This is a genomic window from Peribacillus muralis, assembly GCF_001645685.2.
In the GTDB taxonomy this organism is placed as follows: Bacteria; Bacillota; Bacilli; order Bacillales; family DSM-1321; genus Peribacillus; species Peribacillus muralis_A.
Genome location: NZ_CP017080.1, coordinates 1,757,520 through 1,772,998, shown reverse-complemented (window position 1 = coordinate 1,772,998; position 15,479 = coordinate 1,757,520). Strand labels below are relative to the sequence as shown.

General features: G+C 41.1%; 13 protein-coding genes and 2 pseudogenes. 4 read left to right on the top strand and 11 right to left on the bottom strand.

Annotated elements, in window-relative coordinates; all coding sequences use genetic code 11:
• Positions 1-19 precede the first annotated feature (19 nt).
• The 8 genes from ABE28_RS08505 to ABE28_RS08470 form a co-directional block, all read right to left on the bottom strand.
• Positions 20-427, bottom strand: coding sequence for a Zn-ribbon domain-containing OB-fold protein (locus ABE28_RS08505; protein WP_064464537.1), 408 nt, complete (start codon positions 425-427; stop codon positions 20-22).
• 3 nt (positions 428-430) lie between these two features.
• A complete protein-coding gene (locus ABE28_RS08500) occupies positions 431-1,594 on the bottom strand; it encodes a thiolase domain-containing protein (protein WP_064464539.1) in 1,164 nt (387 codons plus the stop codon).
• A 77-nt stretch (positions 1,595-1,671) separates the two neighbouring features.
• Positions 1,672-2,700 (bottom strand): phosphotriesterase family protein, encoded by a 1,029-nt coding sequence (locus tag ABE28_RS08495; RefSeq protein WP_083231995.1) that lies wholly within the window; start codon positions 2,698-2,700, stop codon positions 1,672-1,674.
• Between the two features lie 20 nt (positions 2,701-2,720).
• Positions 2,721-3,761 carry a phosphotriesterase family protein gene (locus ABE28_RS08490; protein WP_064464541.1) on the bottom strand — a complete coding sequence of 347 codons (1,041 nt, stop codon included), beginning with the start codon at positions 3,759-3,761 and terminating at the stop codon, positions 2,721-2,723.
• 743 nt (positions 3,762-4,504) lie between these two features.
• The gene (locus ABE28_RS08485) at positions 4,505-5,713 is read right to left on the bottom strand and encodes an FAD-dependent monooxygenase (RefSeq protein ID WP_064464543.1); all 1,209 of its coding nucleotides are present in this window, start codon (positions 5,711-5,713) and stop codon (positions 4,505-4,507) included.
• A 126-nt stretch (positions 5,714-5,839) separates the two neighbouring features.
• Positions 5,840-6,952: a cupin domain-containing protein gene (locus ABE28_RS08480; protein ID WP_373921324.1), complete on the bottom strand. Its 1,113-nt coding sequence runs from the start codon at positions 6,950-6,952 to the stop codon at positions 5,840-5,842.
• A 31-nt stretch (positions 6,953-6,983) separates the two neighbouring features.
• On the bottom strand, positions 6,984-7,475 hold the full coding sequence (locus tag ABE28_RS08475; RefSeq protein WP_064464563.1) for a DinB family protein: 492 nt from the start codon (positions 7,473-7,475) through the stop codon (positions 6,984-6,986).
• A 2-nt stretch (positions 7,476-7,477) separates the two neighbouring features.
• Complete coding sequence (locus tag ABE28_RS08470; RefSeq protein WP_064464545.1) at positions 7,478-8,425, bottom strand: fumarylacetoacetate hydrolase family protein; 948 nt, start codon at positions 8,423-8,425, stop codon at positions 7,478-7,480.
• Between the two features lie 276 nt (positions 8,426-8,701).
• On the opposite strand from ABE28_RS08470, the gene ABE28_RS08465 reads away from it, so the two are divergent.
• The 3 genes and pseudogenes from ABE28_RS08465 (at position 8,702) to ABE28_RS08460 (ending at position 12,186) form a co-directional block, all read left to right on the top strand.
• Entirely contained in the window at positions 8,702-9,460 is a 759-nt protein-coding gene (locus ABE28_RS08465; RefSeq protein ID WP_064464547.1) for an IclR family transcriptional regulator, read from the top strand.
• 884 nt (positions 9,461-10,344) lie between these two features.
• Positions 10,345-10,470, top strand: a pseudogene (locus tag ABE28_RS26065) (butanediol dehydrogenase); the annotation flags it as partial.
• 377 nt (positions 10,471-10,847) lie between these two features.
• A pseudogene (locus ABE28_RS08460) lies at positions 10,848-12,186 on the top strand (IS1182 family transposase).
• Between the two features lie 180 nt (positions 12,187-12,366).
• On the opposite strand, the gene ABE28_RS08455 reads toward ABE28_RS08460, so the two are convergent.
• Together ABE28_RS08455 and ABE28_RS08450 are read right to left on the bottom strand one after the other, a co-directional pair.
• Positions 12,367-13,140, bottom strand: coding sequence for an SDR family oxidoreductase (locus tag ABE28_RS08455; RefSeq protein ID WP_180319984.1), 774 nt, complete (start codon positions 13,138-13,140; stop codon positions 12,367-12,369).
• A 282-nt stretch (positions 13,141-13,422) separates the two neighbouring features.
• Positions 13,423-13,938 (bottom strand): RrF2 family transcriptional regulator, encoded by a 516-nt coding sequence (locus ABE28_RS08450; protein WP_064461941.1) that lies wholly within the window; start codon positions 13,936-13,938, stop codon positions 13,423-13,425.
• 207 nt (positions 13,939-14,145) lie between these two features.
• Here ABE28_RS08450 and ABE28_RS08445 point away from each other — a divergent pair, with 207 nt between their 5' ends.
• Positions 14,146-14,787: an FMN-dependent NADH-azoreductase gene (locus ABE28_RS08445; RefSeq protein WP_064461940.1), complete on the top strand. Its 642-nt coding sequence runs from the start codon at positions 14,146-14,148 to the stop codon at positions 14,785-14,787.
• 184 nt (positions 14,788-14,971) lie between these two features.
• On the opposite strand, the gene ABE28_RS08440 is transcribed toward ABE28_RS08445, so the two are convergent.
• Complete coding sequence (locus ABE28_RS08440; protein ID WP_083232237.1) at positions 14,972-15,466, bottom strand: MFS transporter; 495 nt, start codon at positions 15,464-15,466, stop codon at positions 14,972-14,974.
• Positions 15,467-15,479 lie beyond the last annotated feature (13 nt).

The following is a 15,479-nucleotide window of genomic DNA, read 5'->3' as shown; positions in this document are numbered from 1 at the left end:
CAGTTATCGTTTTGTAGTCTTAGAGGATAGGAGTGAAGCACGGTACAAACGGACCAGGGTTATCTTGATTGCCGCTTTGCTTGAATACCACTTTCACCCGTTGGTCAATGTGAAGTCCATTCAGATCACAGTCGACGATATTCGTCATCATCCTTGGACCTTCATCAAGTGTGACAAAGGCGATCGCATATTGGCCCCCTTTTCGCATTACACTATATGTGTAAATGGTTCCCGTTCCTTTCGCTCCTTTCCATGTCGTTTTATCGCTTTTGCAAAACGGGCACAGCTCACGTGGATAATAATGATATTCACCGCAAGAATCACAGTGTTTAAGAATTAAATTTCCTTCTGCAGCTGCCTCCCAATACTCTTCGTGTTCTGGATGAGTTTCTGGGATTGCCAACTTTCTTGATTCATAAGCCCCCATTAACTACACCCTTTCCAAAATCAATGTTGCACTGCCATGTCGACTTGCGAGACCGCCACCAGTACCATGAACCAATGCAAGATCACAATTGCTTACTTGGACCTTTGGATGTGCTTCTCCACGGAGTTGGCGTACAGCTTCTATCAGTTTAACCATACCGCCCCGACTCGATGGGTGATTGTTATTCAGCCCCCCACCATCTGTATTGATTGGGAGTTTGCCAACCCCAGAAATTAGGTTCCCATCGGCAACAAACTTACCGCCTTCGCCCTTATTGCAGAAACCTAAATCCTCAAGCTGCATCAACACCGTGATGGTAAAGCTATCATAGATTGAGGCATACTTAATATCTTGTGGCTTTACTCCAGCCTCCGCAAAAGCTGCTGCCCCAGACCAAACACCACCACTATAAGTTATGTCTGCTTTGCCCCCCAAAAGTCCCTTGATTGATTCTCCAGCTCCCATCACTCGGATAAGTGGGCGTTTGAGACTTTTGGCGATTTCAGGACTCACCACTACGATAGCACCGCCACCATCACTAACTACACAGCAATCCAAACGATGCAATGGATCGGCAATCATCGGAGAAGAAAGCACATCATCTACCGTTACTACATCACGCAGCAGTGCATCTGGGTTGAAACTGGCATGATGTGAAGCCGCAACTTTTACCCATGCAAGCTGTTCACTCGTTGTACCATATTCGTACATGTGGCGCATTGTGGCCATTGCATACTCATTTACAGCTGTTGGACCATAAGGAAATTCAAAAGGTGAATCAGGAACATTCGCTCCAACCATCTTTTGTTTAACGCCGCTTCTGCCTTCTGAGCGGGGTCGACCTCCCATGGTGATCAAGGCAACATTACATGCACCTGATATTATTGCCTGTGCGGCATGTGAAACGTGAGCAATATAAGAAGAACCACCTGTATCTGTCCCATCTACATGCCGGACGTCGAGACCTAGATAATCAACCATAGATTGAACGCCTCCAGGTGCGTCACCCGCACAAAAATAGCCATCGACATCTGCAAATGAAAGTCCAGCGTCAGCCAATGCGCCTCTAGCACATTCAGCATGTATGGTAGAAACAGACATGTCAGGAGCTTTGCGTATTGGATGTTCAAATGCGCCTGCAATATAGGCCCTTCCTTTAATGGTCATCTTTCTTAACCTCCTGTTGGACTTGTTGAATAGAAACTTTAACTTAAACACTATGTTCGGCCATTATTTCTAAAAGGTCATTTTCCGATAACAGGCACGTTTATTATATTGTTGTTTGCTGACGTATTGGCCATCGGACTGCCAAAAGATCCATTAGGTTCTTGCATCGTAAGGAAAATTGCAGGAGTACGAACTAACAGTTGGTCAAATACATCTTCAGCTACGCCCGCTTTTCGAAGGTCGGGGATGAATTCTTCAAATAGGTAGTTTACAGAATGCCCCTTTAATCCTGGCCAGCCTAGAGCACAGCAGTTAGCATCGGCTGAAATGACGGCCCTTTCCAGAAAACCTTTTTCCAGGAAAGAAAGAAAATGATTAACACGTTCTTGACGAGGACGTGACCAATACGGCGCGTCTTCCATCTCCTTGTCATAACCAATCGTATCGAAACCTACATATCCGCCTCGGCTTGCAATCATTTTATCACGCTCTTCATCGGCATCTTGACCAACATCTGCATGTCCCATAAGTACACGATTTAGAGGTAATCCTTCCGATTCAAAAATGTCAATGGCTAGCTCCGGTTCTGTTGATAAGTGTGTAATGATAGGAACACCAGTTTTCACAGCAGCACGTGCAGCTGCCCGATAAATGCGTTGATCCAGTTCACTTAGACCTTCCCTGCTGACACCTACTTTAACTGCACCAGCTTTTGCTCTTGTTCCATCAATACCTACCGTAATTTCATGTATGAATAAATCGGCAAGATACTCAACTGTTTTATTACGGAAATAGGGCAACGCTGAATCTCCTGCTACAAAACCTGTAACAGCAACGATATTGACACCAGTTCTGCGAGAAAGCACTTGGAAATATTCAACATCACGCCCATTTCCGATCCCCGTACAATCAACGAATGTTTTACCGCCGTGTTCACGAAAGCGTCGCAACTTTCGAATGGTAACATCAAATGCTCCTTCAGGTTTTTTCCACCACTGAGTATCCAAGTCACATCCCGGAAGACCAAAACCAATATGTTCATGCATTGCAGTGATTCCTAAATCCTCTGAAGCTATCGGACCTAGAACCGTATTTACCTTACCCATAATTTATTCACTCCTCGCATTTATTTTTGTTTTGCTCCCACAGCAGTTTCCTTTTTGACAACTGCGGTGGCATCACCAGCCAGTACGCGTTGTGGATTATCCTCTAACAATATACGAATTTCTTCATTCAACATGCCTGCTTCATGCAGAAATGGCACGAATTTTGTCAGTAGGTAATTGTAGTCAATATCCTTTGTTTCATGACCTTTAGCACAGCCAACGGCGTTCGTAGAAATCAGGACGCGTTCACCAAGTCCTTTTTCGAATAGTTCTGCAATTAACCGAGCACGCTCCATATCATTAATATAGCCTTCGGGTGTAGACCAGCCAACATGATCTAATGCAACATACGCGCCACGTTCAGCAATAGCGAATGCTTCTTTACGTTTCACTGCATCTAGACGGTCTAGTCCCCCGATTATGACACGGTGCGTTTCAATGCCTTCGCTTAATGCAACTTCCAAGTCATTTAGAGCATTTGCACCATATTGCAAGGATACAGGTACTCCTGTTGCCAAAGCTGTTTGTGCACAACCGCGGAAAAGGTTCTCTTCAATTTCCACAATCCCGCTTTGAGTTGCAATTGACGTTACTATGCCTGCTGGACCTGACCGTTCAACACGTGGTACCACAATACCTTCAATTACCTCTTTAATGAACAAACCAGCAAATTGTTCTGCTGGCCAAGGTGTTGGTGGATGAGTTTGCGGAGTAGTAAAATACCCACTTAGCATTCCCTCTGGCCCTAACCCTGTTGAGGCTACAATATGTACCCCTGTCGTCTTAGAAAGTGTTTCATAAAGTTTCACGTCACGGCCATGGAACATACCGCTATGATCTACAATCGTTCTTCCGCCATTACGACGGAAATCTATTAGTTTACGCTGTAAAATATCAAAAATCTTACTCTTATCCATATCAATTTCAGGTGCATATTCTGCCCCGGGCGTTACAGAAAGAAGTGATTCATGAATGAGTACAACACCTAGTTCCTGAGCCGGAACAGGTCCAAGTACCGTACGAACTATGCCTGTACTTTTTTGTTCTCTATTTTCTGCCATTGTTAAACCTCCTTCATTTTATAAAAGGTGCTGTGTAACTGGAGAAGACAATCTTGAAATAAATTTAGATCTGATTGGTTCAATAATTTCATAGAAGCAAAGATTATCGCTTCCAACAAACATTGATGGAGAGGCTTGTCTTTCCATGCAAGCTCTTATTGCAATCGCTTTCTTTAACAGTGAGATGGCAGCCTCTAACTCCTTAAAAAACATATTATAATATTGTTATACCAAAGTCAAATAACAATCTTACTTTTCTGAATAAAAAGAAAAAATAGTGAAGCTGATGGATATTAGTGTATAGACATAATTTTTAAATTAATATTATAGTAATAAAATTCTAGTTTTAGAGAATGGGATATACACTATTTAAATTCAATTTTATACTTCAATGATTATTTGGCTATTAACAAAGGTGTATCAAATGGAGGTTAATAAATGAATCCCCCTTTCTTTAAACATACCTTTTTTTCTTAAATGGTAATTAATCCCTTATAGTCTACTTAATGCTTTTACTATACTTAAATATCGTTATATTAATCCTACCTTCTTTTTATCAATAAAAGATCTACTATATACCTTTTTTCTTTTGCAGCGAAATCAAGGACAATTTCGGGCCTGTTCTTTTGTCGTACCATACAGGAAGGATGGAACGATTAACGGCCAAAAGCCTATCTTCCATAAGGAAAATAGGCAAAATTGTTTTGTACAAAGGTTTCAAACAAGATATGAAATGAAACAAATCAGATGATGCTTTCACGTGCCTTTTTATTGTAACCATGGAATTCATCAATGAATTGGAAATCCTTATCCGTGCGGCTTAATAGGATCGTATCACGAAGCAGAATGCCTGCATCGGTCGTATTGTGGATGATTTCCCCCCACATTCTTGCACTGTTCTGAACATTCGCGGTGCGAGGAATGCGTTCTTTTTGATATTCCACAAATGCTTGTTCTATGTCTTGCCCATGCTTGTGCAGCATATCCGTCAAATAGGCTGCATCCTCTAAAGCCTGGCAGGCACCCTGTGCCAAGTATTGAAGCATCGGATGTGCAGCATCACCCATAAGCGTAATCCTGCCTTTTGTCCAATTATCAATCGGTAGTCGGTCATACATCGGCCAGCGACGCTGACGTTGGATGAATGAAATTGCATTTTGAACAAGCTCGCAAGTTCCTGCAAAAATACGATCCATTTCTTCAGGTGTACCCCAGTGGATTGTATGTTCGTTTTCTTTTGTGTATTCGGAGCTTTTGAAGACCACTACTTGGTTGTACAGTTCACCCCTTCTAACCGGATATTGAACAAGATGAAGATTGGGCCCAATCCACATATATACATCATCCAGATCTCCATGGCTTGTTACCTCCTCCATCGGGATAGCTCCTCTATAGGCCACATATTGCGAGCAGACCGGTTGATCTTCCACAAACAGTTTACGTGCATTGGACCATAAACCATCCGCTCCGATGATGGCCGTACCTGAATGGTGGGATCCATCTGAAGCAATAACGGTAACCTCGCCATCACTTTCCTCTGCTTCGATGATGGTTTGGTTAGTTACCAGCTCGATAAATGGGTTGCTTTCACAAGCTTCTGCTAGTACTTTATGCAAATCGGAACGATGCAAAACAACGTATGGCGCACCATATCTTTCTTTATAAACATCACCTAAATCCAAAGCGGAAAGCTCCTTGCCTGAAAAGGCATCCATAAGTACCAGCCTTTTTGGAAAGACTGCAATTTCGTTGATTTTATCCATCACACCTAGACGCTGTAAAACATTGGTTGCGTTTGCAGCCAGCTGAATCCCCGCACCGATTTCCCCAAATTCAGGTGCCTGTTCCAAAACTTTCACATATTGTTTTGTTTCCGCTATACCTAGAGCCGTTGCCAATCCACCTATTCCACCACCGATAACGATGAATGGTTTGTTTTCTCTGTTCATCATCTATTCCCCCCGAATATAGTTGCCTATAGCAAAGTTATACACTGGAACGTAGTAAACGCTTTCTTTTGATCAGTATTCTCTCGTAATCATCTTGAGCTGGATGCCTTCAATCATCTTGAAGCACTTTTATACCAATACAGGCTTAAATTCACTTTCAACCTTTTGGTATCCATTGTTTGCATCAAATGCCTGCTCCTGTTCCAAATCGAATCTCTCCATTATTGGAAGGTCATTTACCGAGAATAGATAAGAATCCACTTCTGCAACGTGTTCATGCCAAGCCCAATTCGGAACGACGAAATAATCTCCCTTAGACCAATCGAAGCGGACGCCATTAATGACCGTATAACCTGTACCTTGATGTACCTGATAGATCGTGGAATGGGTATGGCGATGTGCTTTAGTATGAAATCCTTTTGGCAGTTTTTGCATCCATGCCCCCATTGTGGGATTGGCCGTTTGCCCATTTGAAGGATTGATATATTCAACGGCAAAACCTTCATATGGATCAGGGTCGAAATTCATCAATCCTTCAATTGCTGCTTTGGTGCCTTCCCACTTGTAGTTGGCAAGCGGAGCCACTTGTGAATAACGATCGGATACGGGACGTACCATTCCGCCATGATAACGCAGTTCCGAAAAATTATCCGGACGTTTAGGCGTTTCGATTCGATCGGGGTATGGTTCAAAAAATGTGCCGCCTATGGAATAAATCGTTGGAATATCTAGGGCATCCATCCAAATCATTGGTTTTTCTCCGATATGGCCATGACCATGCCATAAATTTTTAGGCGTGATCAAGAAATCTCCTTCTTCCATGAAAATCCTTTCTCCTTGAACGATGGTGTAGGCACCCTCTCCGTTCGTTATGAATCGCAGGGCACTTTGTGAGTGGCGGTGGGAAGGAGCCACTTCACCTGGCAACAATAATTGCACCGCTGCATAAAGCGTTTGTGTTGTCGAAGCCCATCCCCATGGTTTGCGATAAGTTAAGCCTGGGTTTTGAAAATAAATCGCCCTTCGCTCCCCCCCTCGATCGGGAGTAAAGATTTCAGCAGCCTCCAACAATTTTTTTGTCAAAAGCTCTTCTTTCCATAAATAGGCATGGGCATGAGGTTTAGGTTCATGGTCCATCAGAGCGGGAATCGCTTCCCACAGTGGACCAAGATTATACTGCTGGATATCCTTTGTAAAATCTTTTACGATTGCACTATTCATGTATTCTAGTTTTTCAACCACAATAATCCCTGCTTTCTTTTTTTATCTATCTTCATTTGATTTTTGAAAGATTTCTCTGGATCTGCCCATAGTGTCCTGAAACATGTTCATCGATGAAATGGTCCACAATATATGAAACGGGTTTATTTCCGAATTTAGCGAAATTCCGGTGTGGCGATTCCTTAGATAGGGTTTCTTGATCTAATTTCCCGAGCACGCTCTCCACTTTACCTTTAAGCTCCTCCACTTGTTTTTTAACCTCATCCACAGAAAGCCGTTCCGTATCAGTGACGGCTGCCAATCGGGCCGGATCCTGCAATCCGCGTCCCCATTTGGAACCAGGCATCGACACGACCGTTTTCACTTCACCTAACCAATATGGAATGGCTTCTGCTAAATGGGAAAGTATCTGCAAGATGGACCATTCATCTTCTGTCGGGTTGCAGCGGACCGTTTCTTCCGGAAGGTTTTTGGTTGTCTCAAGAATATGGTCTATTGATAGCTGAATTGATTCAATTGATTTTTCAATGTTCTGAAAAGTCATGATCATTTCCCCTCCTCAACACGACTCACGCGGTTTTCAAGATAACCTATTTTGTCGATTTCGATTTTAACTACGTCACCGTCTTTTAAGAATGCTTGAGGATCACGTGCAACTCCTACCCCGCCCGGTGTTCCTGTGAGAACGATATCGCCAGGTTCAAGAGTCATCAAGCTCGATAGGAATTCGACTAAATATTTAACGTCGAATACGAAGTTGGCAGTATTCGTCTTTTGTCGTTCTTCCCCATTAACAGTCAATCGAACATTTAGACCCGATGGATCGGGCAGCTCATCGGAAGTGACTAGCCAAGGCCCCATCGGAGCACTTCCTTCAACCGTTTTTCCTTGTAGCCATTCAAGCGTGCGGCGTTGGATATCACGATATGTAACATCATTGGCAATCGTATATCCCGCTACATAATCAAGTGCCTCCTCTTGTGTAACATTTCGTGCCCTTTGTCCGACGACAAAAGCGAATTCCGCTTCATAATCCAGCTGTTCAGAAATGGGGAAGAAGGGAATGTCATCCTGGGGACCGATTACAGTATTGGCGAACTTTGCGAACACTACTGGGAATGGCGGTAATTCGCGGCCCATTTCTGCAATGTGTTCACGGTAGTTATGACCGACGCAAATGATCTTACCTGGCTTTTGGACAGGAGCCTCAAGTTTAATTTCTTCAACCTGATGGATCAACTTATGTTTGAAAGAGTCTCGATTATGGAATGCATAATCTGCAGCCTTTACGGCGATGGAAAGGCTTTCATTCCCTCCCTGTAAGAACGCTTCCATTGTGGCTGGAACATACGCCTCGGCAATTTGTTCACCGCGAAGTTTCCCCTCGCTCTCGAGCAAGGCTTGATATGCATAGTTCAAGTCCACTATTTCATTATTCGGATAAATTGCCCCAATACGTTTAAATCCTTCATTACTGAAAGTTACTAATTTCATTTTGACTTCTCCTTTAAATCTAAATTTTGTTTATTATATAAATAGATAACTTAGTTCACTATTTATATAAACAATAACTTATTTTTCAGAAAATTGTCAAGAATTATCGTCATCATTAAAAAAATGATATCATCTACCCCATATTGGATCCCTTTGTCCCAGCTGGGGAATTAACGGAATACGACACCTTAATACCTTTTGCTAGCTACATTCATTAAAATTTCAAGGATTCTGATATACTAGTCTTAAAATCAAAACTGGGTAGGAGATTAACTCATGGAAATCGTAAAATCTGGTTCGACGATTCAATCATTACAAATAGGAATGAGCATAATAGATTTACTTGCTTCCCAAAGAAAGCCTTTACGATTCTCGGATATTCAAGAATTGACGGAAATAACGAAAAGTAACCTCTATAAGTATTTGAATACTTTGACGCAACTTGACCTGCTATACCGTGATAAGACAACTGGTATGTATCATCTTGGCAGCAAGCTGATTCAATACGGAATGGCAGCCATAGGAAATGAGGACATCACAAGCCGAATCACTCCATACTTACAGGAAATCAGTCACCATACCTCCTGCACGGTCCTTTTCTCCGTTTGGACTTACGATGGACCCACAACGGCAAAAATATGGAATTCCAATCAAAACTTGAACATCGGTGCCCAACTAGGTACGCGTTTGCCTCCATCCTCTTCTTCCGGGAAAGTATTCACTGTTTTCCAGGATCCTTCATTGACTGCGGATTGGATTGAAAAGGATCGTAATGTTACGGGGGATCTTCTTAGAGAAACGGAGGAGTATCATGTAATTCGCAGAAACAAAATCGCGTTTGCCAAGGAGCCTCTTGTTCCTTCCGTTTCCTCCATATCCATACCGGTTTTCAATTATAATTCGGAATTATTGGGAGCGATCACTGCCGTCGGATTCACCGAAAGCATTCCTGATCATTGCGAAGATCCTTTGAGCCAATATTTAAGAAAAAGCTGTTTGGAAATCTCAAAAGTTTTCGGATATACCGAAGAATAAAAAAAGCAGGAAAAAGAAAAACACGCTTTCTTTTTTCCTGCCGTTCGTTACCAAGAAAATAATAGGATGTCCATTAGGAATGTTGGACATCCTTATTTCAGTTTTATAGGAATACAATCATTTTCATGTAAGAGTTGTTTTTTTATATTCAGCTTAAAAGACAGTTCGTCACCTGAAGCCACCAATTTTCCCGGCTCAAGTATACTATTCATTCATATCCATGTGGATTATACATAAAAAAATCTTTGGCATTCTTCACCAAAGGTTTTGCGACGTTCCCACCAGCAGTCTATCATTCATAACGTAAGGATGTTCATTTCGGTTTGTGTTGCTTGAGCATTTCAGTTACGTTCTCACTTAAAATCAATAAAGGATGACTGCTGCTAAAATTACCGCTATTAGTGCAAGTAAATTCGCTCAGGTCATTCCTATAATAAAAATATTACCCACTTTAAAAAAACCGCCAATCAAAATAATGGAAAATTACAATAATATGGAAAGTGCCCTGATTAAATCGGTTTGAAAATCTTTTTTCACTGGCCCATCCAAACCGGAAACATCAAAATCAGCAAATGTTTCTCCTTTTGCCATACTTTTCTTTAACCTAGAATTCATATACCATATTGTGAGAGAAATGGCTACTGCCGTTCCTATAATTCCCAAAAGTGTGGCCAGGCCGCTGTAAGCCATTTACCTAAACAGGAAAAATATGCAGTTTATTTACAGATGCAGTAAGTAAGGAGACTTTATAAACCATTTTAAAAATGAGAGGTAAGTATTTAGTCGGCAGCTAGAAAACTTGAGCAAGGGAGACAGGGATGCCCCAACTAAATCAAGATCGCTAGTTTTCTAAGCTTACAACCGTTTTATGTAGAGTTAGATAAACGGTAAAGGGCATCATTGGCTATAGCAATGTGTTCCAGGCCGTATTGTCCTTAATTCAAAAAAGGTACTTTTCTGCCGAAAAATTAGTAACGAAAAAGATAGCTTTGGACAATGTAAGGATTTGAGCGTTCAATCAAGGAAAACACCAGGTGAAAATCCTAGTGAAATCTGAACGGTTCTAGTGAAAAGCTTTATCTGGACCATAAAACGGCCGCCATATGGCGGCTGCAGACTGTAGACAAACTCGATGAAAATCGAGTTTGTCTATTTTTATGAGTTGAACAATGTGGCCGTTGATTTCCTCTCCAGGCACTCGCTTTCCGCGGGCGGTCCGGGAGTCTCCTCGGCTTTACAGCCTGTGGGGTCTCCCGTGACTCGCACTTCCCGCAGGAGTCTCGTACCTTCCGTTCCAATCAACTTTGTTTGTCCCTTTAGATAGAACCCTTTTACCGAGAAGGATTTTTGTTTTAAAATAGAAGGATCAAAACGTGAGGTGATGAGGATGCTTTCTAAACATGATTCTATTCAGCGAGATCAACTTGAAATGATTACGTTAGATCAATTGGTGCCACCGAACCATTTGGTACGTAAAATGGAGGCTGCCATTGACTTCACTTTCATTTATGACTTGGTGAAAGAGATGTATTCTGAGATAGGACGCCCTAGTATTGATCCCGTTGTTTTAGTCAAGCTGGCATTCATTCAATATACCTTCGGTATTCGTTCCATGCGTAAAACGATTGAAGAGGTCGAAACCAATATGGCTTACCGTTGGTTCTTAGGCTATGGTTTCCATGATAAAGTCCCTCACTTCTCTACCTTTGGCAAAAATTATGAGCGGCGCTTTAAAGATACAGACCTGTTTGAACAGATTTTCTATCACATCTTAATGACAGCTGCCAATAAAAAGTTAATACGTGCTGAACATGTTTTCGTGGATTCCACCCATGTGAAAGCCAGTGCGAATAAGAAGAAATTTGAAAAGAAAATCGTTCGCAAAGAAACACGTGCGTATCAAAAACGACTTCAAGATGAAATCAATCAAGACCGTGAAAACCATGGAAAGAAGCCTTTTCCACCGGATAAATTTGATAAGAACGAAACGAAAGAAATAAAAGAAAGTACAACGGATTCCGAGAGTGGCTACTATGTGAAAGATGAACGAACAAAACAGTTTGCCTATTCATTCCACGCAGCTGCAGACCGCAACGGGTTCGTATTAGGAACGATTGTATCGCCTGGAAATACACATGATAGTCAAGTTTTAGAGCCACTTGTTGATCAAGTGATTGAGAATATTGGAAAACCGGAAGCCGTTGCGGCAGATGCCGCTTATGAAACACCGGCCATTACAAGCTACCTATAACAAAGAAATCACGCCAGCTTTACCCTATACACGACCACGGACAAAAGAAAGATTCTTCCGCAAACATGAGTATGTTTACGATGAACATTTTGACTGTTACCTTTGCCCATCGGGCGAGGTTTTAACGTACTCAACAACAAATAAAGAGGGATATCGCGAGTATAAATCTCCCAAACACAAGTGTAAGACATGCTCATTTTTATCACAGTGTACGGAAAGCAAAGACCATCAAAAAGTGGTGACACGCCATATCTGGCAAGAAAATATGGAAGAAGCAGATCATCTGCGTCATCATCAAGATGTAAAACCTATCTATGCGAAACGCAAGGAAACGATTGAGCGTGTATTCGCAGATGCAAAAGAAAAGCATGGAATGCGTTGGACTACTTTAAGGGGACTTAAAAAATTGTCGATGCAAGCGATGCTTACTTTCGCTGCCATGAATGTAAAGAAGATGGCCAATTGGGCATGGTAAATCCCAAAAATGGTTTAACATAGGAGGCTCGTAGAGCCCGAATCTCTTCACTATAGGCACAATTCAAAGAGAATCTCAAAAAGGGGTTCGGAATTTATAATTCCGAACCCCTTTTGTCTACAAACTGCGGCCGCCATATGGCGGCTGGTTTTATACTTATCGAAAAAAATACAGTTTAACTCACCTTCTGAAACCGCCCTCTGAATGAATGATTTGACCTGTGATCCAGTCTGCTTCCTCGCTTACAAGAAATTTAATCGTTTTTGCAATATCGCTTGGCTTTCCTATTCTCCCGAAAGGAAACATCGGTTTTAATTCATTTTTCACTTCCTCTGTCATCCACCCCGTATCGGTTGGTCCGGGATTTACTGCATTAACCGTTATACCCAGGGAGGCTAGTTCAGCCGACAAGGTAATGGTTAATGCGTCTACTGCCCCTTTTGTTGTTGCATAGGCCAATTCTCCTGGCATTGGTCCTTGAAACTGCCCAGAAGTAAGGTTGACTATCCTTCCACCCGATTTCTTATCAAACCCTTGAGCGAATTTACTGCTTAATAATGTTGTTGCACGTACATTCACCATATAATGTTTATCCAATTCTTCGGCGGTTAAATTGGAAAAATCGTTGTTAGTCGAGTATGCTGCGTTATTAATCAAGATATCCGGATAACCAAGTCGTTCGGAAACTTGGTCTATAAGCTGTTTTGGTGCATCAAATTGAGTTAAATCCAACTCCATACATGACACCTTTATACCCTTTTTGAGCAATTCTTCTTTTAATTTCATTGGTTCATCCATTTCAATGCTCCAGGGCATTTCCTTATCATATTCCGTCCAATAAGTGAAAAATATATGATACCCCGATTCAGCTAACTCCTGACAAATGGCAGCTCCTATCCCTTTCAGTCGACTTACACCCGTAATGATCGCAATTTTCCCTTTTAAGTGGCCCATGATTCTTCCTCCATGATAAAAGTGAGTTTATTCGCAGAGTTCCTTAAATCTCCCCTTGCATTAAACGGAATATTCCGTCATTAAAATTCAATTAACGGTATTGCCCACCATCAGCTCGGGCAAATTATTTTTCTTTGATTCTACTGCAAAAGCAACCTGGTTGAACGTCTCATATTACCTGATACATGGTGGAAACGAAATTCATTATAACATATCCTTTACATGGAGAGCTTCCAGAGAACTTATAAGATATGGAATCAAAAAAAAGCCCTAACTATTATATCAAGGCAATTTAGTTAGAGCTCTATTTTTGAAATACTCCCGGGTATCGGTTCTTATTTTCTTAGGTAAAACAAGGTCGAGCTCCTTATCTAACCAGGCAATGGTCTTATCACGAAGAGTATTACGCATGTTTTCTTCTGCCTCAAGCATCACTAAGTTAATTGTACAAGAAGAATTGCTGAATTCACAGGAATGACAGTCCTTGTCTCGATATAGCAGACCATCCTTCACTATATTTTTACATTGAAAGATGGGTTTTACCCCTTCAACAGCTTCTATCACATCCCAAAAGGAAATATATTCAGGTGACTTAGCTAATCTATATCCTCCCTTTACACCAGAGATCGAACTTACGATTCCAGCTTTGGATAATTTACCGAAAACTTTTGAAAGGAACGTCTCCGAAAGACCTTGGAATTCTGCCAAGTCTTTAATTCCAACACTATCCTTTGAGGGAATATCGATCAAATAAACAAGACAATGTAAAGCATATTCAACCCCGACACTATATTTCATAAACGCTCACCTGCTTTTGGTTTTAAGAGTTATCAGTTAGTATCTTAGGAGTATTCAGGGTGTTTGTCAAATAGGCGAAATGCCTAACGTGGATAAATTAATAAATTTGACAAACATCTTTATTGCGTTTATATTAAAGATCGATTCGATCGACGATTAATTTTGTCTTTAATCGAAATGGAAATACACCACAAAGGAGAAATACAAATGAACACAACCCTTATTATAAATGCACATCCGAAGGTAGATGACACTTCTTCATATAGTGTTCAAGTTTTTAATCATTTTTTAAAAGCATACAAACAATTAATTCCTGATAGCGAAACAATCGAACAGATCAATCTTTACCAAGATGTGGTGCCTATGATAGATCAAACGGTTTTAAGTGCATGGGAAAAACAACAAAAAGAACAAGAGCTAACCAGCCAAGAACAAAAAGTAACAGAGCGTATGTCCGAAATCTTGCAACAATTTAAACGGGCAAATACGTATGTCATCGTTTTACCTTTGCATAACTTTAATATTCCATCAAAGTTAAAAGATTATATGGATAATATTTTAATCGCACGTGAAACGTTTAAATACACGGAAAACGGCTCGGTTGGCCTGTTAAAAGACGGCCGAAGAATGCTTGTTATCCAAGCAAGCGGATCCATCTATACGAATGATGATTGGTATACAGAAATCGAATATTCCCATAAATATCTGAAGTCCATGTTCAATTTCCTTGGCATTGAAGATTATCAAATGATCAGGGCACAAGGCACTGCTTTACTGGAACCACATGAAGTATTGCAAGAAGCATATAAAGAAGCTGAAGAAGCTGCTTCTAGACTGGCTGCTAAATAAGAATCACTATGAAAAAAGGAAATGCCAGCTTATCCAGAGTTGGCATTTCTTTGTTACAATATAGCGCTCCGTTTAAGAAGTCTTCTGATTATGACTGAACTTGTGTTTAAATAATTCTCTTCCTGTTTTAAAGCTCTGTTCATTAATGTCGTTAATTTTTATAGATAGGCGCCATCTTAAATATTTAAGAAATGTCTCGATCTTCTACTGTACTTCCAGGATTGACGTTTTCATTTAAATCATGGCGTGATGTTTCAGGCCCAAAGTAAGCAGCTGCTGCCGATGCTAATGAAACAATCACAACATAAATGGAAACTAACTTCCAATCACCTCCGTTATATGCGGTAAGCGCTTTCGCGATGAATGGTGTAAAACCTCCTGCAACGATTGCTCCAAGCTGGCTACCAATAGAAGCTCCACTGTAACGGACATTAGGTCCAAATAACTCGGTAAAGAAAGATGGCTGCACTGCATTTATGGAGTTATGTCCAATATTAATTAGTAAAATATATCCCAACAATATAAGATAGAACGAGCCACTTTCCAATAAGTAAAAGAAAGGGAAGATACAAACTGCTGCGAAAACAGCGCCAAAAATATAAATTGGACGGCGGCCAACTTTATCCGACAATGCGCCGAAGACCCCATGCATAGGAAATGCTATTACGCATGTTATCATGACGATCATAAGT